General features: G+C 43.8%; 25 protein-coding genes. 17 read left to right on the top strand and 8 right to left on the bottom strand.

The window, feature by feature from the left end; translation table 11 throughout:
* Positions 1-12 precede the first annotated feature (12 nt).
* On the bottom strand, positions 13-879 hold the full coding sequence (locus AAZR19_RS11725) for a TetR/AcrR family transcriptional regulator (protein WP_262090508.1): 867 nt from the start codon (positions 877-879) through the stop codon (positions 13-15).
* A 322-nt stretch (positions 880-1,201) separates the two neighbouring features.
* Here AAZR19_RS11725 and AAZR19_RS11720 point away from each other — a divergent pair, with 322 nt between their 5' ends.
* Positions 1,202-1,513: an ArsR/SmtB family transcription factor gene (locus tag AAZR19_RS11720; protein ID WP_041106543.1), complete on the top strand. Its 312-nt coding sequence runs from the start codon at positions 1,202-1,204 to the stop codon at positions 1,511-1,513.
* A 31-nt stretch (positions 1,514-1,544) separates the two neighbouring features.
* On the opposite strand, the gene AAZR19_RS11715 is transcribed toward AAZR19_RS11720, so the two are convergent.
* Complete coding sequence (locus AAZR19_RS11715; protein WP_076840731.1) at positions 1,545-2,969, bottom strand: PLP-dependent aminotransferase family protein; 1,425 nt, start codon at positions 2,967-2,969, stop codon at positions 1,545-1,547.
* Positions 2,970-3,078: 109 nt separating this feature from the next.
* Between AAZR19_RS11715 and gabT the strand changes: the two genes are divergently transcribed.
* From gabT to AAZR19_RS11700, 3 genes are read left to right on the top strand one after another with little or no spacing between them, the layout of a single operon-like run.
* Entirely contained in the window at positions 3,079-4,395 is a 1,317-nt protein-coding gene (gene gabT, locus AAZR19_RS11710) for a 4-aminobutyrate--2-oxoglutarate transaminase (protein WP_434703236.1), read from the top strand.
* Positions 4,396-4,416: 21 nt separating this feature from the next.
* On the top strand, positions 4,417-5,805 hold the full coding sequence (locus AAZR19_RS11705) for an APC family permease (RefSeq protein ID WP_041106537.1): 1,389 nt from the start codon (positions 4,417-4,419) through the stop codon (positions 5,803-5,805).
* Entirely contained in the window at positions 5,780-7,174 is a 1,395-nt protein-coding gene (locus AAZR19_RS11700; protein WP_041106535.1) for an NAD-dependent succinate-semialdehyde dehydrogenase, read from the top strand. The genes AAZR19_RS11705 and AAZR19_RS11700 overlap by 26 nt, the downstream gene beginning before the upstream one ends.
* Before the next feature lie 43 nt (positions 7,175-7,217).
* Here AAZR19_RS11700 and AAZR19_RS11695 read toward each other — a convergent pair whose 3' ends face one another.
* From AAZR19_RS11695 to AAZR19_RS11685, 3 genes are all read right to left on the bottom strand, one after another.
* Positions 7,218-7,814, bottom strand: a complete 597-nt coding sequence (locus tag AAZR19_RS11695) for an NAD(P)H-dependent oxidoreductase (protein ID WP_041106534.1) — start codon at positions 7,812-7,814, stop codon at positions 7,218-7,220.
* A gap of 158 nt (positions 7,815-7,972) precedes the next feature.
* On the bottom strand, positions 7,973-8,587 hold the full coding sequence (locus tag AAZR19_RS11690; RefSeq protein ID WP_087975267.1) for a YcnI family copper-binding membrane protein: 615 nt from the start codon (positions 8,585-8,587) through the stop codon (positions 7,973-7,975).
* A gap of 15 nt (positions 8,588-8,602) precedes the next feature.
* Positions 8,603-10,237, bottom strand: a complete 1,635-nt coding sequence (locus AAZR19_RS11685; RefSeq protein ID WP_041106531.1) for a copper resistance CopC/CopD family protein — start codon at positions 10,235-10,237, stop codon at positions 8,603-8,605.
* Positions 10,238-10,744: 507 nt separating this feature from the next.
* Between AAZR19_RS11685 and AAZR19_RS11680 the strand changes: the two genes are divergently transcribed.
* The 5 genes from AAZR19_RS11680 (at position 10,745) to AAZR19_RS11660 (ending at position 16,307) form a co-directional block, all read left to right on the top strand.
* The gene (locus AAZR19_RS11680) at positions 10,745-12,187 is read left to right on the top strand and encodes a PTS mannitol transporter subunit IICB (RefSeq protein ID WP_039176553.1); all 1,443 of its coding nucleotides are present in this window, start codon (positions 10,745-10,747) and stop codon (positions 12,185-12,187) included.
* Positions 12,188-12,282: 95 nt separating this feature from the next.
* Positions 12,283-12,717, top strand: coding sequence for a PTS sugar transporter subunit IIA (locus tag AAZR19_RS11675; protein ID WP_041106527.1), 435 nt, complete (start codon positions 12,283-12,285; stop codon positions 12,715-12,717).
* A gap of 1 nt (position 12,718) precedes the next feature.
* Positions 12,719-13,840 (top strand): mannitol-1-phosphate 5-dehydrogenase, encoded by a 1,122-nt coding sequence (locus AAZR19_RS11670; protein WP_434703231.1) that lies wholly within the window; start codon positions 12,719-12,721, stop codon positions 13,838-13,840.
* 99 nt (positions 13,841-13,939) lie between these two features.
* The gene (locus AAZR19_RS11665) at positions 13,940-15,688 is read left to right on the top strand and encodes a methyl-accepting chemotaxis protein (RefSeq protein ID WP_434703229.1); all 1,749 of its coding nucleotides are present in this window, start codon (positions 13,940-13,942) and stop codon (positions 15,686-15,688) included.
* A 226-nt stretch (positions 15,689-15,914) separates the two neighbouring features.
* Positions 15,915-16,307, top strand: coding sequence for a RidA family protein (locus AAZR19_RS11660; protein ID WP_041106521.1), 393 nt, complete (start codon positions 15,915-15,917; stop codon positions 16,305-16,307).
* Between the two features lie 199 nt (positions 16,308-16,506).
* On the opposite strand, the gene AAZR19_RS11655 is transcribed toward AAZR19_RS11660, so the two are convergent.
* From AAZR19_RS11655 to AAZR19_RS11645, 3 genes are read right to left on the bottom strand one after another with little or no spacing between them, the layout of a single operon-like run.
* Positions 16,507-16,743 carry a DUF2651 family protein gene (locus tag AAZR19_RS11655; RefSeq protein ID WP_041106519.1) on the bottom strand — a complete coding sequence of 79 codons (237 nt, stop codon included), beginning with the start codon at positions 16,741-16,743 and terminating at the stop codon, positions 16,507-16,509.
* A 25-nt stretch (positions 16,744-16,768) separates the two neighbouring features.
* Positions 16,769-17,062, bottom strand: coding sequence for a DUF5316 family protein (locus AAZR19_RS11650; protein ID WP_434703226.1), 294 nt, complete (start codon positions 17,060-17,062; stop codon positions 16,769-16,771).
* A gap of 25 nt (positions 17,063-17,087) precedes the next feature.
* On the bottom strand, positions 17,088-17,465 hold the full coding sequence (locus AAZR19_RS11645) for a VOC family protein (protein WP_434703224.1): 378 nt from the start codon (positions 17,463-17,465) through the stop codon (positions 17,088-17,090).
* A 184-nt stretch (positions 17,466-17,649) separates the two neighbouring features.
* Here AAZR19_RS11645 and AAZR19_RS11640 point away from each other — a divergent pair, with 184 nt between their 5' ends.
* From AAZR19_RS11640 to AAZR19_RS11605, 8 genes are all read left to right on the top strand, one after another.
* Positions 17,650-17,919, top strand: a complete 270-nt coding sequence (locus AAZR19_RS11640) for an excalibur calcium-binding domain-containing protein (RefSeq protein ID WP_434703222.1) — start codon at positions 17,650-17,652, stop codon at positions 17,917-17,919.
* Between the two features lie 127 nt (positions 17,920-18,046).
* Positions 18,047-18,802: a Cof-type HAD-IIB family hydrolase gene (locus AAZR19_RS11635; protein ID WP_041106513.1), complete on the top strand. Its 756-nt coding sequence runs from the start codon at positions 18,047-18,049 to the stop codon at positions 18,800-18,802.
* A 182-nt stretch (positions 18,803-18,984) separates the two neighbouring features.
* Positions 18,985-19,743 (top strand): LamB/YcsF family protein, encoded by a 759-nt coding sequence (locus AAZR19_RS11630; protein WP_087975260.1) that lies wholly within the window; start codon positions 18,985-18,987, stop codon positions 19,741-19,743.
* Positions 19,744-19,769: 26 nt separating this feature from the next.
* Positions 19,770-20,987 carry an NRAMP family divalent metal transporter gene (locus AAZR19_RS11625; RefSeq protein WP_434703220.1) on the top strand — a complete coding sequence of 406 codons (1,218 nt, stop codon included), beginning with the start codon at positions 19,770-19,772 and terminating at the stop codon, positions 20,985-20,987.
* Positions 20,988-20,992: 5 nt separating this feature from the next.
* The gene (locus tag AAZR19_RS11620) at positions 20,993-21,784 is read left to right on the top strand and encodes a putative hydro-lyase (RefSeq protein ID WP_434703218.1); all 792 of its coding nucleotides are present in this window, start codon (positions 20,993-20,995) and stop codon (positions 21,782-21,784) included.
* 18 nt (positions 21,785-21,802) lie between these two features.
* Positions 21,803-22,549: a 5-oxoprolinase subunit PxpB gene (gene pxpB / locus AAZR19_RS11615; RefSeq protein WP_075622361.1), complete on the top strand. Its 747-nt coding sequence runs from the start codon at positions 21,803-21,805 to the stop codon at positions 22,547-22,549.
* A complete protein-coding gene (locus AAZR19_RS11610; protein WP_076840747.1) occupies positions 22,546-23,592 on the top strand; it encodes a biotin-dependent carboxyltransferase family protein in 1,047 nt (348 codons plus the stop codon). The genes pxpB and AAZR19_RS11610 overlap by 4 nt, the downstream gene beginning before the upstream one ends.
* Positions 23,576-24,346, top strand: a complete 771-nt coding sequence (locus AAZR19_RS11605; RefSeq protein ID WP_076840748.1) for an IclR family transcriptional regulator — start codon at positions 23,576-23,578, stop codon at positions 24,344-24,346. Before AAZR19_RS11610 ends, AAZR19_RS11605 begins: the two co-directional genes overlap by 17 nt.
* Positions 24,347-24,371 lie beyond the last annotated feature (25 nt).

The following is a 24,371-nucleotide window of genomic DNA, read 5'->3' as shown; positions in this document are numbered from 1 at the left end:
TCCCTTCTTTATCTATAAAATGATGTTTTTCAGCTGTGACACGTTTTGTGATAAAACGCTGTTTTTGCCTAAATAATCGAGCAGTGAGCTGACTAAAAAGGTTCTCGGTTCATCCTTTGATAATTCTTGATTGAGCAGCTCATACGCAGAGAGGAGATCGTCCTTTTCTTCTCCGTTTGACAGTGCGTGAAGCTCTTGTTTGATCTTCGTTAAGTACGAGATGACAAGTTTTTCTTCATCATATCCGTCCTGTGAGGAAAATAAATAAGAGTTCATGAGCTGATCTGTTAACACAGGCTCAATTGAGCAAGGCTTTTTCGATACACGGTCCATCACACCGATAATCATCTCGGCAGCATTTTCTAATTTGATGTTCTTGTGCTCAATCGCCAGCATTAAGATGAATTCTCTCATTAATCCATTGAGAACAATCACGAGATCCCAGACATAAGGAGCGACGGATTCACCATATGTGCTCAAAATAATGTCTCTGTGCCGCTGCATGATAATGGAGCGTGTCTCGCGTAAGTGTTTAATGACAATAGGCGAATGCTGAGAAAAAGCTTCAAAGGACAGCATGTTCAAAAATTTATGATTCTCTTTAAACTCTTCAAGCTCAAGCTTGATCTTCTTTGTGAATTTTTCCTTTTTGGACAGCGTCGTTTCTGAATGAATGATCTGAGAAATCTCTCTCATTTTGCACTGATTGTATTTAATCAGTTCTAATAGAAGAGCTTCCTTTGAATCAAACAGTTTATAAATAGACGCTTTTGATATTTTGCAGGCATCGGCAATTGACTGCATAGAGACACTCATATAGCCTTTTTGAGAAAATAATTTCTTTGAAACCCGCAAAATCTCTTCTTGCTTTTCGTTCATCTTCAATAAGTCCCTTCCGAATCGGCAAAACCATATGGTCACAATGGAAACCGAGTGGTCACTTTTGCTATGATAACAAAACCAATGACCCATGACAAGAAAATGAACTTAAAAAAATACCCGTCTGTGACAAGTATTTTATCCTTCCGCATGTGCGGTATATATATTTTTGTTTTGCCGTGAAGTTCGGCGATCAAAATGGGTTCCTTCAGACAGTCTCATGAATAATGGACGGACGTTTGTGAAGTCATATCGTTACTTGACTAGTCAGCTCCAGGTGAATGAGATTGTATGTAAGCACAAAATACGATACATTTATCGTATGACGAATCCAAACCATCCAAACAAAGAAGATATGAGACTGATTTCTGTGCTGCACGCATTGGCTGATCCAATCCGGTTAGAAATTGTCCGCTGCTTAGCGGAAGCGGGGGAGAGGACATGCGGCACGTATGAGATGAATATTGCCAAATCCACGCTTTCCCATCACTTTAAAGTGCTGAGGGAGGCAGGCGTCGTGAAAGTGAGAATTGACGGGAAGCACCGTTACTATTCTTTAAGAAAAGAAGACATCGAGACCGCTTTTCCTGGGCTTGTGTCATCTATTTTAAGAGTAGATAAAAAGCGGTGGTAAGCCAGCTGTCTGTGAAGAGCAGCTGGCTGTTTTATTTCCCCAAAATGGCGTCATACAGCCGTTTCACTGCCGGCTGAATATCCTCTTGCTTCATATGTGAGAAGCCGAGGACGAGCGGAACAAAGCCTGGCTGATGCCCCGGCAATTGCTCATCAAGGGTAAAACGATCCATTCCGTACATTTTCAGCCTTCTTTCTTTCGCTCGCTGTAAAATCTCATGCTGCGTTCGATTTGAGCGGAACTCTGCAATAAAATGAAGACCGGCATTTTCTCCAATAATCCGCACATTGTCAGCAAAAATCGTATTGAGCTCTTCAATGAGCTGCTTCCGTTTTTCCTCATATAAGCCATTCATTCTTTTAATATGCCGTTGATACGCCCCATCTTTTATAAAATGAAGAAGGGTGTATTGTGTAAAAAGATTAGCTGTTTGAATGAAAAAATGCTGTTCCTCCTTATAGCGTCTCAATAAATGCTGAGGCAGCACCATATAGCTTAGCCGCAAGCCTGGCAGCAATGATTTTGAAAAGGTGCCCATATAAATGACTTTGTCATATCGGTCAAGACTTTGAAGCGCCGGAATGCTGTCTGTGCCATATTTAAATTCACTGTCATAATCATCCTCAATGATATAACGGTCTGGCTGATCAGCTGCCCAGTTTAACAGTTGAATACGCCGGGAAATCGGCATAATCACCCCTGTTGGAAATTGATGTGAAGGGGTAATGATCAACACATTTGGCTGTTTCTTATGAATGTCGCTCATCCGCACACCTTTTTGGTCAATGCCAATCGTTTCAATTTGGTGATGATTGTTTTTCAGCATTTGATAGAGCCGGCGGTAGCCAGGGTTTTCTAACCCATATATTTGATCGGCCGGAAGAATGCTTGATAACGAATGAATCAGTGACTGTGTGCCTGCACTTAAAATGAGCTGTTCCGGATAGCATTTGACCCCTCGTGCAAGTCCGATCAGCCGGGCAATCGTTTCCCGGAGTTCATACACACCTTGTGGATGCGGAAGCTCACCAAAGGCTTCTTGGTGGAGATGGATCGCCTTTTGTTCACTTTTCAGCCAGCTTTTAAATGGAAAGTTCGCTGTATCGACGGAGATATGTGAAAAGGAATACCAGTCGTCTCGTGCAATCGGTTCTTCCTTTAAATCTACAGGAAGAGAAGAGGGTTTCAGCTGACCAGATTCATGAAATGTTTCTAGTGATTCCACGAAAAATCCTTTGCGTTCAACCGAATATAAATATCCCTCAGCAAGCAGCTGCTGATAGGCGCCATTCACTGAATTAACGCTGACGTTTAATGTATCGGCTAACTCTCGTTTAGATGGTAATTGATCATGCGGCTGCAGGTTGCGATTTAAGATTTCTTCTTTAATTTTCATATAAATTTGATGATAAATATATCCGTTTTGCCCTGTTTGATCTAGTTGAATTGTCAGCATCTCACCATTCCATCCTCTCTGGTACCATGAAAAAAATGATATTGGTACTTTCTATCATACCAAAAAATATTCAGAATAATAAAAAAGGATATAAAGGGGATGGATGACAATGAGTCAAACGACAACAAACCGTTTTTCAACCGAAGAATGGCAGGGGAAAAGAAATCAATACGTCGCAAGAGGCGTGAGTAATGGCAACCGTCATCTTGCAGCGAAGGGGAAAGGAGCCGAGCTGTTCGATATTGATGGGAAACGATTTATCGATTTTGCAGGCGCCATTGGCACATTAAACGTAGGACATTCACATCCAAAGGTCGTGGAAGCGGTCAAAGCACAGGCAGATAGCCTGATTCACCCAGGATTCAACGTGATGATGTACGAATCGTATATCGAATTGGCAGAGAAGCTGTGCCATCTCACACCAGGGGATCATGATAAGAAAGCCATTTTTCTTAATTCAGGTGCAGAAGCTGTTGAAAATGCGGTGAAAATTGCACGTAAATATACGAAAAGACAGGCCGTTGTGTCGTTTACAAGAGGTTTTCACGGCAGAACGAATATGACAATGAGCATGACAAGCAAGGTCAAGCCATATAAATTTGGGTTCGGGCCATTCGCATCTGAGGTGTACCAAGCACCGTACCCTTATTACTATCAAAAACCTGAAGGATTAAGCGATGCTGCTTACGACGAGTACATCATTGATCAATTCAATCAATTCTTCGTCGCAGCCGTTGCACCAGAAACCGTTGCTTGTGTGGTCATGGAACCAGTCCAAGGGGAGGGCGGGTTCATTGTGCCATCGAAGCGTTTCGTTCAGCATGTCGCTTCCTTCTGTCAGCAGCATGGGATTGTCTTTGTTGCAGATGAAATTCAAACCGGTTTTGCGAGAACAGGGAAATACTTTGCGATTGAACACTTTGATGTGGTGCCGGACTTAATCACTGTGTCAAAATCTCTTGCAGCTGGCTTACCGCTCAGCGGTGTCGTTGGCAGAAAAGAACTGCTTGATGCGGCAGATCCAGGGGAGCTCGGGGGTACATATGCAGGAAGTCCGTTAGGCTGTGTGGCAGCACTGGCTGTTCTTGATATCATTGAAACAGAACAACTGAATCAACGATCTGAGCACATTGGACAAGTCATTGAGGACAAAGCAAATGAATGGAGAAAGGCGTATCCATTCATTGGGGAAGTCCGCCGGTTAGGGGCAATGGCGGCGATTGAAATTGTGGAAGATCAAACAACGCGTACACCAGATAAAAAAACAGCCGCAGCGATTGCAGCATATGCAAACGAGCACGGACTGCTCTTATTAACGGCAGGGATTAATGGGAATATCATTCGCTTCTTAACACCACTTGTCATCACAGATGAGCTGCTTCACGAAGGACTAGGGATCATCGAGGACGCCTTCAAAGCACGCTAAACAACAAAGGGGGATGGTTGTATGCAAAATCAACAAATGGCAAAAACCATGTCGCAGTCTGACGTACTGTTTTTGTCCATTGGTGCAATGCTTGGCTGGGGCTGGGTTGTACTTTCGGGAGATTGGATTTTAACAGCTGGATTTTTAGGCAGTGTGATTGCTTTCGTTATAGGCGGTATTCTCGTCATCTTTATTGGACTTACGTATGCCGAGCTTTCATCTGCAATTCCAGAGACAGGCGGAGGGCTCGTCTTTGTCCAGCGCGCATTTGGGATGAAAGCAGCGTTCGTCTCAGCATGGGGCGTATTATTTGGTTATGTGTCTGTGATTACGTTTGAAGCTGTCGCCTTGCCGACCGTCATTGATTATGTGATTCCAACACAGCATGCTGGCTTTTTATGGAATATAGGAGGATGGGACGTTTATTTCACATGGGTATTGATTGGATCTGGCGGGGCATTGTTTTTAACAGCGCTGAATTACATTGGAGCGAAGCCTGCTGCCATTTTTCAGTCCGTGTTCACAGTGGCGATTATTCTGACAGGTTTTCTCCTTTTAGGCGGCGCAACATTCAATGGAGATTTTGCAAACCTTGAGCCGATGTTTCAAGGCGGGGTTGGCGGTCTTATGGCGGTGTTAGTCATGATTCCCTTTTTATTCGTTGGGTTTGATGTCATTCCGCAAGTAGCGGCGGAGATTAACGCACCAAAAAAAATCATTGGGAGAATCTTGATTATCTCCATCGTGAGCGCGGTCATTTTTTATCTGCTTATTGTCTTTGGGGTAGCAGCTGGGCTGTCAAAAGGACAGCTTGAAGCCTCTTCATTAGCGACAGCAGATGCGATGGTACAGCTTCTCGGTCATCAAGCGTTTGGAACAGTGCTGGTTATTGGCGGTGTAGCAGGGATTGTGACGAGCTGGAATGCTTTTATTATCGGTGCAAGCCGTATTCTATATGCTATGGCGGAAAGAGGTATGATTTCCAAATGGTTTGCGTATATTCATCCAAAGTATAAAACACCGACAAATGCCATTTTATTTCTTGGAGCTTTAGCTTTTTTCGCTCCATTATTAGGGCGTCCTGCCCTCGTATGGATTGTCAATGCGGGCGGTGTCGGAATCATCGTCGGTTACTTAATCGTGTCCATTGCCTTTATGAGACTTCGCAAAACAGAACCTGAGCTGGAGCGTCCATACAGCATTAAATATTGGCGGACGACAGGTGTTTTAGCCATCGGACTGAGTCTTCTTTTCCTTTCATTTTACTTTCCAGGAATGCCGGCTTCCTTATCGTGGCCAGCTGAATGGATATTGCTTTTAGGTTGGGTACTCATTGGGTATATACTATATGTAATGAATCCAAGAACGAAGGAGACGGTAGAGCATGACAAACGAACTCAAAGTATATAATCCTGCAACAGGAGAAGAAATTGCTTCAGTTGCTCAGCATACAAAAGAACAGATCGAAGACGCCATTTCCCGCTCACACAAAGCATTTAAATCATGGGCGAAAACGTCAGCGCATGAACGTGCCAATATCATTCGCAAGTGGTTTGATCTGATGATTGAACATAAAGAAAGACTTGCGAAAATCATCACAGAAGAAAACGGAAAGCCATATCAAGAAGCATTAGGGGAAATCGTCTATGCGGCTGGTTATATTGAATGGTACGCAGAAGAAGCAAAGCGAATCTACGGCAGAACCATCCCGTCACATACGACGAACAAACGCCTTTTCGTCACAAAACAGCCAGTTGGTCCGGTTGCTGCCATTACTCCGTGGAATTTCCCTGCGGCGATGATTACGAGAAAGGCAGCTCCTGCGCTTGCAGCAGGCTGTACGTTTATTGTAAAACCTGCTGAAGACACACCGCTGACAGCCATTGAACTAGTAAAATTAGGTCATGAAGCTGGCATTCCAGAGGATGCACTGCAATGGGTTGTGGGAGACGGCAAAGAAGTGGGTGAAATCTTCACAGGTAGTCCATTGATTCGAAAAATCACGTTTACAGGCTCAACGCCCGTCGGAAAGCATTTGATCAAAAACAGTGCCAGCACAGTCAAACACGTATCAATGGAGCTTGGCGGTCATGCTCCGCTCATCGTAGACAAGGATGCGAATCTTGAACTAGCTGTCAAACAGGCAGTGGCATCTAAGTTCCGGAATGCAGGACAAACCTGTGTCTGTGCCAACCGCTTAATTGTGCATGAAGACATTCATGAAGCATTTGCGCAAAGCTTCAGTAAAGAAGTAGAAAAGCTGAAAGTAGGAAATGGCTTTGAAGAAGGCACATCTATTGGACCAATTATCAACAAGCGCGGCTTTGATAAAATTGTCGGTCAAATTCAAGATGCAGTGGATAAAGGGGCGAAAGTTCTTGTCGGCGGCGATACGCATTTCGACGATGACAAGTCGTATTATTTTGTCCAGCCAACGGTTCTTACACATGTGGATCCTTCGATGAACATCATGCATGAAGAGACCTTTGGTCCAGTGGCACCAATTACGACATTCAAAACGTTAGACGAGGCAATTGAATTAGCCAACGCTACACCTTTTGGCCTTGCAGCTTATTTCTTTACAGAAAATTATCGGAACGGACTCTACATTTCAGAACATCTCGACTATGGGATTATTGGCTGGAATGATGGCGGTCCATCGGCTGTTCAAGCACCTTTTGGCGGTATGAAAGAGAGCGGAATTGGCCGAGAAGGCGGCATCGAAGGGATCGAACCTTATTTAGAAACAAAATATGTATCGATTGGTTTAGACGAATAAACGTGAAAAAGACTGTCAGAGGAATCTCGGCAGTCTTTTTTTATTAAACAGCCGGCGGGAAAAGCTGATCCACCGTTTCTTTCGTTTCTTTCAAAATTTCATGTATGTAATCTGCAGATGCCTGCTCCATGCTGCTGAACAAAAGCCGTTCGACAGGCTGAACGCCAATAAAATTGAAGACTTCAGTATCTGTGGTCATGTGATGAGAGGAGGTGAAGCTCAAATTTGAATCAAGAAAAGTCCTCGGGGCATCGTGTGTGTTGATAATGACACCTTTTTTGTGCCGAAGCAGATTTTCAATTTCTCCATCCTCATTGGTTTGATAAGCAAAACCTTCAGAAAAGACGCGCTCTACATATCCTTTTAGCATGGCCGGCAAGCCGGTCCACCATATTGGAAAAATAAACGTCAACACATCCGCTTGCTGAATCAGTGTCTGCTCTCTTTGAATGGCAATCGGGACATCCCCGCATTTGATGGCAGCCTTTTCTGCAATGGTGAGCTCTGGTGAAAAACCTAGGGCATAGACATCACGAACAGTCACTTTATGACCATTGTTCAATAGAGTGCTCACAACAAGATCTAATAAGGTTTGATTTAAGCTTTGCTGGGGATGAGCAAATATGATTACATGGTTCATCTCATAGCCTCCTATGTGGTCATCTGTCTCATTATGTCACGCGGCTTTATCCTATTCAATCCTATATTGGTAATAACAAGTTGGGAAAATGGAAAATAATTGATTCGGCATAAAAGAAAAAGCGATCGTTTCTCAGAAAACGATCGCTCATACAGCCTTTATTTTTTTCTAAAAGCAAGTCCAAGTGCAATCAGTGCCACGACTAGAGCAGCAATGGACAGACCAAGGACAAGTGGTGAGGAAGAAGCAGTGGCTGTTTCAGAGGCCTTTTCTTCTTTTGGTTTTTCCTGGCCATGTGAATCCGTTACAGTATTAGATGCCACAATATTTGTAATGGAATGAGGTTTATCAGCATCTTTATCACCAGTCCATTCAACGACCGTTCCATCCTTATAATATTGATACGCATCCCAAGCAGCTTCACCTGCTTTTTCAGGGTTTTTCGCTACAAAAACAAATTGCTGGAATTGTCCAGCAAGCACACCTTTACCTGTTGCTTCCCAAGTCACTCTTGTTACCTTGCCATCTTTCTCTTCAGTTGATGTTTTCCAGCCAGGTACTGGCTCATATTGCTGGAATTCTACGCCTTTAGGCATTGTGACGACAACTTTAGTCGTCGGACTGTCACTCTCAGAAGGAACCTTTAATGTATAGGTCTCCCAAGCATTTGTCGCAGATGTATCAGGCTTGACTGTCACGTGCGCACTCACAGGAATTGCCAATAAAAATGAGGCGAGAAGCATTGGTAGTAAAGCTTTAACGTATTTTTTCATATGTGATAACTCCTTTTAGTTTCTTCTAATAAATGTGGTATCGATATTCTTAAAAGAACCAGTTAACGCATGGATTTCAATTTTCCATGTGCCTTTTTCATTTAATAAGAGATTTTCAGCAGAGAAATGACCATTTTTTAATCGTTTCAGCTGAAATTCACTCGGTGTCTCATCACCGAATAATGCCACCTTATGGATCTTGGCTGTCACAGATTGAATATCAGTGATCGTTTCGCCATTCTTCTTTGTAAATGCCACTTCGAATGAGTTTTTCCCCGGGGCATTCGGGGTAATGCTCAAGGACACAATGTCACGATGCTCGACCTGATTTGCGCCAAAGAAGGGCTCAGGTGCAGGCGGAGGAGGGCTCGGAATATTGGTAAAGACAGCCGTTAATAACAAAATGGCGATCCCGATCATCCATTCAGCTCGTAAGGAAACGCTGCGTTTCTGCTTCTTTTCCCATCTCAGCATCAAGTAATGCATCAGCCCAAGAAGGCCCATGATGATAAATAAACCAAGCTTGATTAAAAAGGTGCGTCCGTATGCTGATTGGAAAAGAGCGTCAAACGATTGCAAAATAAAGATGGCATTCACAAATCCTGAAAACACAATGAGTCCAACAGAGAGCAGTGCCCAAGGATGAAATGCTGCTAGCGTACTCCGTATGAGCGGCTGATCTTCATTTGGCAGTTTCTTCATCAATAGAAGGACAATGGCTGTTAAACCACCGACCCAAATTGAAGCAGAGACGAGATGGATGAAATCAAGTGATGTTGTGAGTATTTTATTGTCTGTTGCGGCTGGATGTCCGATTTGTGCTTTCACCCAAAGGAGCACTGTGAATAGAAGCAGTGGAAACAGCCAAACCCGAAAAGAAGAGAAGTTCCCTTTTCTCACCGCCACAATCGTCCAGATGGTGAGAAGAACAAATGACGCCATAAGCATCATCCACAGACTACCGCCAGAAGTGGACGCAATCGTTTCTTGTAAAAGCGAAGGCTGAAATGCCCCCCAAAAGGACACGTCTGCCGCTGATTTTGTCTGAATCGGCAGCTGGAACACAAGTGCTCCGCCCATCATGATCAATGACAATGTCAAAAGCCGCTGCATTCGTTTCGCCAATACAGGTGAAATCGCAGTCTTAAACCAAAGCAGTCCAAACAAAATGGTCCCAAGGAATAAGCTGAATGACGTATAAAGAAAGGCTTTATCAATAGTTGAGGCCACATCAATGGATTCATCCGTTTGACCTTGCTCTAATTGGTCAAAACCGCCATCCGCTTTTCCAATACTAAACGGAATCATGCCAGAGACAGAGTGTCCGTCCGCTGATACCGCATTCCACTGTATGGTGTAAATCCCTTTTGGTAAATTCTTTTTTAAAGCCGCTTCCATGATCTTTTGATCTTTAATGACTGTATCTCCTTTATCCACACGATCACCTTTTGCATTTAGCACCTTAATGGCATGAAATCCGCTTTCAATCCCTTCACTAAATGTGATCGAGACTGAAGGAGGCTGCTGATCCAGCTCTTCATTTGCCGCTGGGTTCGAGCTCACGACGTATGCGTGAGCAAATGCTTCCTTTGGAATGAAAAAAGCGAACATGACCATAAGAAGCAGAAGCCACTTACTATTTTTAAACAAGATGAATAACCGCCTTTCTACCTATGAAAATGTCTCATGTATCAGAAAGAAAGCGGCAGTAAACTGTGAGTCACAGAAAAAACCGCTCTTCCTATTGTGCCGCCCACTCTAAAAGGTAAACGAAACAAACAGCAAGATGGTTCACTTTTTCTGTGTCATGTCTGCGCAGACATTTCTTAATTGAATAGGTTTGATCAATTATAAGCCTATTCGATTTAAGGAGAGGAAACAAGAAGAGACCATTTGAAAGTTGTGAAATTCCCATGAATTTTTCGTCAAAACAACGGCAGATCAACCTTTTCACCCGTTTTGTATTAGGATCTGAAGGTGATGTCACATCATTTTTCAATTTTGTCACACACTATGTGACAAAGTGACATTTAGTTTCAATTGAAGAGAACGTGAAAGCGTTTTACGATAGGCATAAGGGCTTCATTGAATCTTGTTCTTATATCTTTTGACCTATAAAGCCCTAAATAAAGGGAGAGAAGAAAGGAGTTTTCATAGATGCAGGAAAAAAGCGGATTTCGCGTAAAGGTACAGCGCTTCGGAAGCTATTTAAGCGGTATGATCATGCCGAATATTGGAGCTTTTATCGCTTGGGGACTCATCACAGCATTGTTCATTCCAAGTGGTTATTTTCCAAATGAACAATTAAATACACTAGTTGGCCCAATGATCAACTACTTGCTGCCGCTCTTAATCGGTTACACAGGCGGGAAGCTCGTATATGACCATCGAGGCGGGGTACTCGGTGCAACCGCTACGATAGGGGTTATTGTCGGTTCGGACATCCCAATGTTTCTAGGCGCAATGATCATGGGCCCGCTTGGCGGTTATCTCATTAAGAAAATCGACCAGCTGTTTAAAGACCGAATCAGATCAGGCTTTGAAATGCTGATTAATAATTTTAGTGCAGGTATACTAGGTGCCATTTTAGTCGCCATTGCTTTCTACGCCATCGGTCCAGTGGTACTAGGCCTGAATAAAGCCCTTGCGGCAGGTGTAGATATCATTGTCAATGCACATTTACTTCCGCTGGCAAGTATCTTCATTGAACCAGCGAAAGTATTGTTCTTAAACAATGCAATTAACCAAGGGATTTTAGGTCCATTAGGAGTAGAGCAAGCGGCGAAGACAGGCCAGTCCGTTCTGTTCTTGCTTGAAACAAACCCTGGACCAGGTCTCGGTGTTCTTCTAGCTTACATGTTCTTTGGAAGAGGGACGGCAAAGCAGTCTGCACCGGGTGCGATTGTCATTCAATTCTTAGGGGGAATCCATGAGATTTACTTCCCATACATTTTAATGAAGCCAAAGCTCATTTTGGCGGTTATTGCAGGGGGAGCGAGCGGCGTTCTGACCTTTACACTGTTAAATGCAGGCTTAAAGGCTGTGCCGTCACCAGGAAGTATCATCGCTCTTATGCTCATGTCACCAAAAGGCGGCCACCTTGCCGTTCTAGCAGGTGTTGTCGTGGCAGCGGTCGTATCTTTCCTTGTCGCTTCTGTCATTTTGAAAGCGTCTAAAGCAGTGGACGAAGACTTAACAGCAGCAACTGAAAAAATGCAAGACATGAAAGGCAAGAAAAGTGCAGCAGCAGCTGCTCTTACAGCACAAAAAGAAGGTGCTGAAGCAAGCGAGCAAGCAGCATCTCCAGATGAAATCAATCCAGATGACGTGAACAAAATCATCTTTGCCTGTGATGCAGGAATGGGCTCAAGTGCGATGGGCGCATCCGTCTTAAAGAATAAAGTCAAAAAGGCAGAGCTAGATATTGATGTAACAAATACATCCATCAGCAACATCCCAGATGATGCCGATGTGGTCTTTACTCATAAAGATTTAACAGATAGAGCCAAGGCAAAACTGCCAGGAGCTGTTCATATCTCAGTTGATAATTTCTTAAACAGCCCGAAATACGATGAGCTGATTGAGAAATTGAAAAAATAACATGACGAAACGGGTTGAGTCCAATTTTTCCTAATTGAACTCCCCGTTTTGGTTGTTTTCTGATTTTCCATTCTAAAAAAGGTGTGTGATCTTTCATGAAACAAGTACTTTCAAAAGACAATATTTTTCTAAACGAACAAGCCGGCTCTAAAGAAGAAGCCATTAAAAAAGCGGGCGAAGTCTTAGTGGCAAACGGTTATGTCACGAGTGATTATGTGGACAAAATGTTTGAAAGAGAAAACATTTCTTCTACATTTATGGGCAACGGAATTGCCATTCCTCATGGAACAGAGGATGCGAAAGCGGCTGTTCTTCATTCAGGAATTTCCATTATCCAAATTCCAGATGGCGTTGAATATGGCGAGGGGAATATTGTCAAAGTTGTATTTGGTATCGCTGGTAAAAACAATGAACATCTCGATATTCTTTCTCAAATTGCGATTGTCTGTTCAGAGGAAGAAAACGTAGAGCGTATCATTCATGCAAAGGATCAGGATGAACTGATTGCCATCTTTAACGAGGTGAACTAACATGAAGGCACTTCATTTTGGAGCAGGAAATATTGGCAGAGGGTTTATCGGATCTTTGTTAAAAGCATCAGGCTTTGAGCTCGTTTTTACCGATGTAAATGAAGCGGTGATCAACGAGCTGAATGAAAAAGGAGAATACACGGTTGAACTCGCAGCACCAGGGCAGCAGCAAGAAGTAGTTGGTCCTGTGTCAGCCATCAATTCCGCAAAAGATCCAGCCGCATTAACTGAGGCAGTTGCAACAGCTGACCTCATTACAACAGCTGTTGGACCAGCTGTTTTGAACATCATTGCTTCATCGATTGCTGAAGGTTTAAAACAGAAAAAATCTGATCATATCATCAACATTGTGGCGTGTGAAAATATGATTGGCGGCAGCTCTCATTTAAAGGAAGCCGTTTTCTCTCATTTAACAGCTGATGAACAAGAAGCGCTGTCACACACAGTTGGTTTTCCAAACGCTGCGGTTGACCGCATTGTCCCCATTCAGCACCATGAGGACATTTTGAAAGTATCAGTCGAGCCATTTTTCGAGTGGGTCATTGATGAGACAGGCTTTATTGGAGACGTTCCTCAGATCGATGGAGCGACCTTTGTACAAGATTTAACGCCTTATATTGAGCGTAAGCTCTTTACTGTCAACACAGGACATGCACTAGCTGCTTATGTCGGGTACGAGAAAGGCGTGCAAACGATTAAAGAAGCTGTCGATACACCAGAGATTCGTCAAGTGGTCGAAGGTGCACTTCACGAAACGGGCAGTTATTTAATCGACACATATGGTTTTCAAAAAGAAGAACATGATGCGTATATCCAAAAAATCATCAAACGATTTGAAAATGCCTTTATCTCTGATGAAGTCACGCGCGTCGCACGTTCCCCGCTTAGAAAGCTTGGAGCAAATGACCGTTTAATCGGTCCAGCGAAAAAAATCAGACAGCCACAGTATTTAATTAAAGGCATCGTGGCAGCTTTAGCTTACGACTTTACTGAAGACGAAGAAGCTGTTCGTCTGCAGGCATTACGAAAAGAAAAAGGCATTGAAGGTGTGCTGAAAGAGGTATGTGGACTCTCGCCAGCAGACGATCTTTATCAAGCCATTCTTAAAGAAGCAGCTCATTAATCAGAAAATCCCTTTCCAATGTGCGAAAGGGATTTTTTCTATGACTTTTTTAATACTTTTTCCTGCTTGACGATATATAAAGTAAGGGGGAATTTGTACATGAAAAAGAAAGCGTTTGCGTCAAGAAGTGTCTTTTTTCAATTAATGTCTGCCATTATCGTGATCACGATTTTAACGGGCGGACTTGTTGGAACAACGGGTTATTTTTTAGCGAAACACGTATTAATTGATGCAGGGAAAGCAGATTTAAAGCACATCGTCAGCGGAGCAATGGCCACACTTGAACAGTTGAATGACCGTGTGGAGAAAAAAGAACTGACGCTTGAGCAGGCGCAAGAACAAGCCCGGCTTTACTTGAGTGGACCCAAAAATGACAACGGGAAGGGATACCAATCTCAAAAATCAGATTTTATCTATAAAAATAAAGGCTATCTGATCGCATATGGCACTGACTATTCAACCCAGGTCCATCCGGTCAACGACATTGGCGTCATTCCAGATAACACGACCAATCGTCAAAAAATGGTCGCTGGCGCCAATGCAAAAGGTGAGGATGCACACTATGTGACCTATATGGATAAGGACGATGCAACCGGCGAAGAAAAAGAAAAGCTCGCCTATATGAGCCAGTTTACGCCGTGGAATTGGAGTGTAGGTATCGCTGTCTTCCAGGACGAATTTTATAAAGAATTAGAGCAGATGAAGCTCTATATTATTCTCATTACAGCAGGTGTCGCCCTTCTGAGTCTAGGCGTCTTTTATTTAGCTGCTCGAGGAAAAGTCAGACTGCTGAAGCAAGTCACTGCTGCTTCAAAGGAAATTGCGGCGGGGAATATTGAACGCACAAACTTAAAGGAAACAACGGATGAAATCGGCCAGCTGGCAAAAGGCTTTAACCATATGTCAGGAGAGCTCAGAACACTGGTGAGCGGTTTACAGGAAACGAGCAGTCAGCTTGTTGAATCAGCGACAGATTTATCGGCAATATCTGAAGAAACCTCAGCCAGCAGTGAAGAAATTGGACGAGCCATCGGAGACATTTCGACTGGAACACTTCATCAAGCATCTGATCTTGAAGAAGCCAATCAACAAATGACCCAGTTTAATCAATCTATTGAGAATGTCAAAGAACAGAGTGATCAAATTAAACGGATTTCTGACCAATCGAGTCAATCATCACAGCAGGGTCAGCAAATCGTACAGCAATTAAAACAATCGAATGAACAATCGATTCAGGCGTCTCAAGGCATTAGAGCAGGAATCGAGCAGTTAAGTACAAAAGTACAGGATATTTCTCAAATCACAGATACGATTGAAAGCATTTCAAATGAGACGAATTTACTGGCACTGAATGCAAGTATTGAGGCAGCACGGGCGGGAGAGCATGGCAAAGGCTTCTCAGTTGTGGCGAGTGAAGTGCGGAATTTAGCTGAACAGACAAAACAATCAGCCGTCCAAATTCAGCAGAGGATTCAAGGCATTAAAGAAGAAACGACGGCAACAGCGGGCATCATGTCGAGCACAATGGATCGTTTTGCCGAGCTGGATGAAGCGGTGCATGCAACAGAACATGAATTCAATGCCATCTCTACGTTGATTTCACAAACCATCGTTGAAACAAACGCGATGGCAAAAGAGCTGAATACACTGCTGGAGCAAAACGACCTCATCACAAAAGCCATGCACGGCGCAGCACATGTTTCTCAAGAAAATGCTGCGGCGATCGAAGAAATCACTGCATCCACAGACGAACAAGTGACAGCCATTTCTAATGTGGCAAAAGCAGCAGAAAGACTTAATGAGCTTAGCATGCGATTGAATCAGGACATTGCGCGTTATCGTCTATAAATCATTTTGACGATGTATCACTTGTCAGGTACGATGAAGTTAATCAAAACCTTGCTCACGCAATCAAAAGGAGTGTTCCGGTCATGAAAAAGAAGATATTGATGTTCTTACCTTGTGGCTATGGATACTCCACTGCTGTTTTCTTTTAGGATAGATAGAAATTGGTGAAGTCTGTCTACAAAATGAAGAAACTAGTAGAAAAATAAACGTGAGTGAGGGATATAACATGGAAAAAATCACGAGAAAAAACCCAGAAAGTATGCCGAAACCTGTTGGTCACTACAGTCATATCACAAGGGTGCCAAAGGGTGCGGGATTATTTGTTACATCGGGTCAGGTAGGGACAGATATAGATGGGCAGATCCCATCAAGCTTAAACGACCAAGTAACGAATACGTTTGAAAACATTAAAAAAATCCTTGAATCAGAAGGATTGAATGAAGAACATGTGATCAAGGTCAATATATGGGCAACAGAAGAAATCGACTGGGACCATCTATATCCTCAGTGGGATACGATCTTTAAAACAGCTTACCCATCAATGACGGTTGCTTATGTATCAGCTTTAGGATGGCCGGAGCTGAAAATTGAAATTGAATTATGGTGTGCGGATATATGATTCAAAAAAAGAACAGTGAAAACTGTTCTTTCAAATTGTTGACAAAGGGCTAAAATGATCTTTATTTTAGCCCTTTGTCTTCTTTTTTTCAGCGTGATAGAAAACCTTTGAAGTCTAGGAAGGACGAGTACCGGCGCGGAGCGAATTTGACATTCGTGAGCACCGGCACGCAGACCTGACACAGAATGCGAGGGTTTGTCTACACGCTGAGCCGCTTTGTAATCCATCCAGCAAGGAACGTAAAGACGGTATAGACGATGACCCAAATGAGAAAGGATTCATTCCCGTCAATATAAGTGAACATGAAGATCATGCTCGCTAACAGCACAATCAAAGTAGGCATCCAAACATTCTTTAAAAAGAGCGTGCCCAAAATGCCAATCAGCACAGAGATAATAGGAAAGCCAAATACAATGAATAGAATAAAAACAGCCATATTGCGAACTCCTTTTAACAAGTGTTTACATCAAAACATAAAAGACCGAAGCAGCCATGTGTGGAAGTGCAAAAATCATCACAAGAAAAGCCGTATCAAGACGCCACATGCGGTGTTCTTTTGTTTCAGAATGATAGGCTGCTCGTGTCTCTTCTCCACTTGTCCAAGCACCCATTAGCACCCCAGACATCACGACCCCAATAATAGAAATCCCGCCGCTGACAAACGCAATCCATTCAAGGTGCTGCAATAGGATAGCAGCACTGCAAATCACAATCATTGAGCAAACACCGGCGACAAAGGCATGTTTTTTTCTCATTCTGGTTCACTCCCTTCAAAGACAATTAGGAGACCGCATCACATATTTCAATGAAATGACCATCAGGATCAGACACATAAGCGACCGTTTGACCCCATGGTTTTTTGGCAGGTTCTTTGATGATCGGAACCCCTTTTTCCTTCATTGATGCAATCGTTTGATCCACATCATCCACAACAAAGCCAATCTCAAACGTTTGAGACGCTTGATTTGCTTCAGGGACAGGCAATCCGAGTGCCTCTTTGACATCCTCACGTGAATTAATCGATAACGTCACGTCTCCAGTGTCAAACTCAACATAGGATTCAACCCTCAATTTTATTGGGAAACCAAGTACTTGTTGATAGAAATGAATACTCGCCTCCACATCGTTTACATATAGAATGGTATATTTCATTTTCATGTGAAAAGCTCCTCTCTTCATATACGTGTAAAAAACGGAAAGGTTTCCCACTCATTGTACCATATAGGATATAAGATGTATTTCATGCCAAAAAAATCAAAATAATTAGCTCGATAGTCTTGAAAAACAAAAAGTGGTGACATATGATAAAAATGTAAAAATAGAAAAAATAGGGGGATCTTACATGTTGAAAAAAATCATGGTGACTGTCTTGTCTTTAGGTCTTTTACTAAGCTTTACACAAGTCGACACCCACACAGCAGATGCAAAAACGGTCAAGTCTTACAAAAACTGCAAAGCGCTGAACAAGGTATATAAAGGCGGCGTAGCAAAAAGCAAAAACACGAAAAACAAAGGCGGAAAAACAAAGTACAAGCCATATGTATCAAAAGCACTTTATCAAAAAAATATGCGGCTTGACCGCGACAAAGACGGCATTGCGTGTGAACGCTAAGCACATGTGAAAAGACCTGTCACAAGGTCTTTTTTCTATGGGATCAAACTCGTCCCTTTGTGCCAGCTTCATCTTTATATTAAAATAAAGATAGTTTCAAAAATCGATACAAAGTGGGGTACTCAATTTGTCAACACAAGCTCATAAGAAAGACATCCGATTGATTGCCATTGATATGGATGGCACGCTGTTAAACAGTGAGCACATCATTCCAGAGGAAAATAAACAAGCCATTAAAGAGGCTGAAGCAAAAGGGGTCCATGTGGTCATTAGCACAGGGCGGACACTGATGACATGCCGAGAGCTGGTTGAGCCGCTCAAGTTATCGTCTTACCTTGTGACAGCAAACGGAAGTGAAATCTGGGATTCAAACTTCCAGCTGATCGAACGAGATCTGCTGCATCCTGATCACGTCCAAATGATGTGGGATTTAAAAAATAGGTACGAAACCGATTACTGGGCTTCGACTGTGGATAAGGTGTGGAGAGGTGAATTCCCTGAACGAATTCATGACCATGAATGGCTGAAATTTGGCTTTGATATTCATGATGATGACGTTCGTGAGGAAGTCCTCAATACATTGAAAACAAATAAGCATCTAGAGATCACAAACTCAAGTCCAACGAATATCGAAGTGAATGCAGCCGGCATTAACAAAGCGGCAGCTCTTGCAAAAGTAGCAGAACGCATTGGCTGTACGATGGACAACGTCATGTCACTTGGCGACAGCCTCAATGATATAGCCATGATTCAAGAAGCCGGATTAGGCATTGCCATGGGAAATGCGCAGGAAGTGGTGAAAGAGGCCGCTGATTGGATTACAGCGCCTAATACAGAACACGGCGTGGCAAAAGCCATCCAACATTGGGTGCTGTCTAAATAAGGTGCATATCATTACAGAAAAAGTGAGAGGATTTTGCCTCTCGCTTTTTTTGTTTTCTCCTAGTTCGATTGTTATGTTTTCTGCCAATTTCATGTGCAGTCTATCCAAAGTTGGTATAATCAATATAAATTCGAATATTCGGACTTTATATTCCGTATTTCGGAACAACAAGGAGGGATTCTATGTATCAAGTGGATATCAACTGTGATTTGGGAGAAAGCTTTGGTCAATACACAATCGGTGCAGATGAACAAATCTTAGAATATGTCACCTCAGCCAACATTGCTTGCGGTTTTCATGCAGGAGATCCAACGGTCATGAGAAAGACAGTTAGAATGGCACTGGATAAAGGGGTTAAAATTGGTGCACATCCAGGTTTGCAAGATTTGGCCGGCTTTGGCAGACGTCCAATGGCTATCTCCGCAGAGGAAGCCTATGATCTTGTCATCTATCAAATTGGCGCTCTATCAGCCTTTCTCAAGGCCGAGGGCGGCACGATGCAGCATGTCAAACCACACGGCGCCCTCTACAACATGGCAGCTAAAAATACTGAATTATCTGAATCGATTGCGCAGGCTGTATATGATGTGGACCCAAACCTTGTGTTATTTGGTCTGTCAGGCAGTGAACTTGCGTTAGCAGGTGAACGAATAGGTCTACAAGTGGCACATGAAGTTTTTTCTGATCGGACGTATCAAACAGACGGGACGCTGACATCGCGCCGCGAACCACATGCACTCATTAAAGAGGATGAACGGGCCGTCCAGCAGGTTGTTCGTATGGTGAGAGAAGGCAGGGTTCGTACAGTTCAAGGAGAAGATATCGAGCTCAAAGCAGATACGGTTTGCATTCATGGAGACGGCAGCCATGCGCTTCAATTTGCGAAGACCATTACAGCGAAGCTAAAAGAAGCCGGCATCCATCTCAAGGCCTTTCAATAAAAATCGTCATCAAAGGGGGAAACAGCATGAAAACAGAGAAAGTCAAACAAATGAAGGCACCAAAGGGGAATCGGTCTATGCTGATGGGCGCTGCCTTTTTAATGGCGACGTCCGCGATCGGACCGGGATTTTTAACACAAACAACCGTCTTCACACAGCAGCTTGCGGCTAGCTTTGGGTTTGTCATTTTGATCTCAATTTTATTAGATATTTTTGCACAAACAAATGTATGGCGAATCATTGCTGTGTCAGAAAAACGAGGTCAGGATATAGCGAATATGGTGCTCCCGGGTCTCGGCTATGTGCTGGCCTTTTTGATTGTCATTGGAGGACTTGCCTTTAACATCGGAAATATTGCTGGAGCTGGTCTCGGTTTTCAGGTGATCTTCGGTGTCGATCCGCGAATCGGCGCAGGGATCAGTGCTGTGATTGCCATTCTCATATTTGTGATCAAAGAGGCTGGGAAAGCGATGGACCGTTTCACACAGGCAGCTGGTTTTGTCATGATTGGCCTGATGCTGTATGTGGCGATTTCAACAGCGCCGCCAGTTGGAGAAGCGGCCGTGAGAACATTTGTCCCAGAGACGATTGATATTTTATCCATTGTGACACTTGTGGGCGGAACGGTAGGCGGCTATATCGTCTTTGCTGGCGGGCATCGCTTGCTGGATGCAGGTATTAAGGGGAAGGAAGCACTGCCGCAAGTGACGAAAAGCTCTATTTTCGGTGTTTTAATTACATCTGTCATGCGTGTAGCACTCTTTCTTGCCGTATTAGGAGTTGTTTCAAAAGGCTTGCAGATTGATCCATCCAACCCGCCTGCCTCTGTTTTTCAATTAGCTTCAGGAAATATCGGATATAAAATGTTCGGGATTATTATGTGGGCTGCGGCGATTACGTCTGTCATTGGAGCCGCATACACATCTGTTTCTTTCTTCAAAACCTTCTCACCAAAAATTGAGCAAAACCAGCGTGGCATTATCATTGGTTTTATTGCTCTTTCAACCCTTTGTTTTATCACGATCGGAAGACCTGTGAACATCTTGATATTAGTTGGAGCGATCAATGCATTGATTTTGCCGCTCGCCCTTGGCACATTACTCGTTGCGGCCTATAAGAAAGACATTGTCGGAGATTATCGTCATCCATTCTTTTTGACAGTGTCAGGTGCATTTGTTGTGGTCATTATGGCGATGATGGGCGGCTATACCATCATGAATGAAATCCCTAAATTATGGAGCTGATTCAGATGAATGTCTATCAAACATATGAGCCATCACAGATGAGAGAATTGATTCGCGAAAAAAAGATCACAGGACCAACGGCTGGCTTTGCAGAAGGGTTTGCTCAGGCCAATTTAATGATTGTCAAAAAGGAACTTGCCTTTGATTTTCTTTTATTTTGTCAGCGGAATCCGGCTGCATGTCCCTTGCTTGATGTACTGGACCCAGGTGATCCAGTGCCAAGACGGTCGGCGCCTCAAGCGGATATTCGTACGGACTTTCCTAAGTACCGTATTTACCGAAAAGGGATTCTTGAAGAAGAGGTTACAGATATCACTGCTTATTGGGAGGGTGATATGGTTGCCTTTCTCATTGGATGCAGTTTTACGTTTGAGCACGCGCTTATGCTGAATGACATTCCTGTCCGCCATATTGAAGACGGTCATAACGTACCCATGTATCAAACGAATATAGCTTGTGAAAAAGCAGGAGTCTTTCACGGCCCGATGGTGGTCAGCATGAGACCCATTCCGGCGCATCAAGTCACAAGAAGTGTTCAAGTGACATCTCGATTTCCATCAGTCCATGGCGGTCCGATCCATATAGGGGACCCAGCGGTGATTGGCATTTCCGATGTGAATCAGCCTGACTTTGGAGAACCATCTGTGATCAAAGAAGGAGAGGTCCCGGTGTTTTGGGCATGTGGTGTGACGCCGCAAGCCATTGTCATGCATACAAAACCCGACATTGCGATTACTCATGCACCTGGGCATATGTTCATCACAGATCGAAGAGATCAAAAGCTCGGTGTACTGTAGAAAGAGAGGTGTCCTCAAGTGGCTTTTTCAACGATAAAAGATTCTATCACCTACCACCCGCTGGGAGATGCAGCGATCGTCATCCAAGCTGGAGCTGACATACGTGAGGAGATTCATGCACGGGTTGAGCAGCTGTTTGCATGTATTGAACAGCACCCATTTGAAGGGTATGTAGAAGCAGTTCAAGCCTTTACAAACGTGACTGTTTTTTACGAGCCTTATACCGTTCATCAATCGGCCCAGCTTCAAACACATGACCTGTCTCCGTATGAATGGGTCAAAGGCTATATTGAACAACTTCTTGAAGACAAATGGCAAGATGAAGTTCAGGTGAAGCGACGCATCGTTGACATTCCAGTCTGTTACGGGGGAGCGCTGGGCCCTGATTTAGAAGAGGTTGCCCGTATCAATGGTTTAACGCCAGAGGAAGTCGTGCGTATTCACACTGCCGGTACGTACCTTGTCTATATGGTTGGATTTGCCCCAGGGTTTCCGTTTTTAGGCGGGCTGTCTGAAAAGATCGCAGCACCACGCAGAGAAACACCAAGGATGTCCATTCCAAAAGGCTCTGTTGGTATTGCAGGAAAGCAGACAGGCGTTTATCCAATTTCCACACCCGGGGGCTGGCAGCTCATTGGACAAACCCCGCTGCCGCTTTTTCGCCCAGACGAGGAAATTCCGAGTTTATTAAAAGCAGGGGACGAGGTCAGATTTGTCCAAATGTCTGAAAAGGAATTTTTCAGCATGAAGGAGGCAGAACGTTGAGTATTCATGTCATCAAGCCAGGGATCTACACAACCATTCAAGATAAAGGGCGGCAAGGCTATCAAAAGTATGGCGTCTTAACGAGCGGCGGCATGGACCCGCTCTCACTTAGAATCGCCAACATTCTCACTGGCAACCAAGAAAATGAAGCCGTGCTGGAAGTGACGTTGATGGGGCCGGGGCCTGTGCTCACATTTGAGAGGGATCAGCTCATCGCCGTCACTGGTGCTGATGTTGAGATTGATATTGATGGAGAGCGGGCACCATTATGGAAGCCGCTCTTTGTCCGATCAGGAAGCACGATCACCTTTGGTCTTTGTAAGAGAGGCTGCCGCGTTTATCTTGCTGTGGCAGGTGGATTTGATGTGGAACCAGTCATGCAGAGCAAAAGCACCTATGTCAGAGCAGGGATCGGTGGACTGAAAGGACGACCGCTTGAAAAAGGTGACGTTCTATCCATTGGAGAGCCGTCTATCGTAGCGGATCATTTGTTTGATAGGCTAAAAAATAAAGTGAATCAGGCGGGATATGGCGCACCCGATTGGACAGTGAGTCATGATCATTTTTTACCGCTGCGGAAATCACCAGTGATTCGTGTGCTGGCAGGCAGGCATCTTTCTCATTTTCAAGAAACATCTCAAACCGCGTTTTTTGAGCAGTCTTATCAGGTCACACCTCAATCAGATCGCATGGGCTGCCGGCTAAAGGGAGAGCCGGTTCATTTAAAAGAAAAGCTGGAATTGATCTCAGAAGCTGTCGCCTTTGGATCTATTCAAATTCCACCCGATGGCCAGCCGATTATTCTGCTGGCAGATCGGCAGACGACAGGCGGATACCCGCGTATTGGAGAAGTAGCGACTGTTGATTTGCCGCTTATTGCACAGGCGATGCCTGGGGCAAAGCTGTATTTTGAACAAATAGATCATCGGGATGCAGAGCAGGCGTTATTTAAGCAAGAAGCAGAACTGAGGGAGCTGGCCGCAAGAATCAAGCTGGAAGCATTCTCGTTTAGAAAAGGTGAAGAAGATGCAAAACACAAATAAAACGGTTGTGAAATCAATGGAGATTTTGCGGCTGTTTATCGCTCACGATCAATTAACATTAAATGAAATGATCGAGCTTTCCGGTATGCCGAAAACATCTGTCCATCGTATGGCGAGCTCTTTAGCCGATATGGGACTGTTAGAAAAGCAAGAAACAGGTGTGTATCGATTAGGATTAATGTTCCTTGAATACGGTCAGCTTGTGGCGGACCGCCTTGATATTCGAAGGATTGCAAGACCATTTATGGAAAGCTTACGGGATGAAGTAGGAGAAGCTGTACAGCTCATTGTTCGTGAGGGCGACGAAGCCATTTACGTGGAAAAGATTGAAGGTACGCAGCCTGTTCGTCTCTACACCGCCGTTGGCAGACGGTCTCCCCTATATGCGGGTGCCTGTGCGAGAAGTATTCTCTCCTTTTTGCCAGAGAGCGAGAGACTTGCCTATATTGACTCAATAGAGCTGGGGAAGATCGGGATTGGGACCATCACAGATAAAGAGGTTCTAAGAAACATGCTGGAAGAATCAAATGCGCGGGGATATACGCTAAGCTATTCTGAGCTTGAAAACTATACAGCTGCGATTGGAGCTCCTATTTTCAATCATCTGGGGGAAGTGGCAGCAGGTATTAGCATTGCAGGATTTGAAGCAGGCTATCAAAAAGAACGCTTACCTTACTTAATTCAACAGGTGAAAAAAGCCGCCAGTGATATTTCGAGAGAATTAGGTTTTTCTGAACAAATAAAAAGCCAATGACCGTAAAGATCATTGGCTTTTTGCG

The sequence above is a fragment of the Bacillus sp. Je.9.29.b genome (assembly GCF_051129925.1).
GTDB classification, from domain to species: domain Bacteria; phylum Bacillota; class Bacilli; order Bacillales; family Bacillaceae; genus Bacillus; species Bacillus safensis.
Note: the sequence above shows the minus strand (reverse complement) of the source record. Positions and strands in the feature narration are given on the sequence as shown.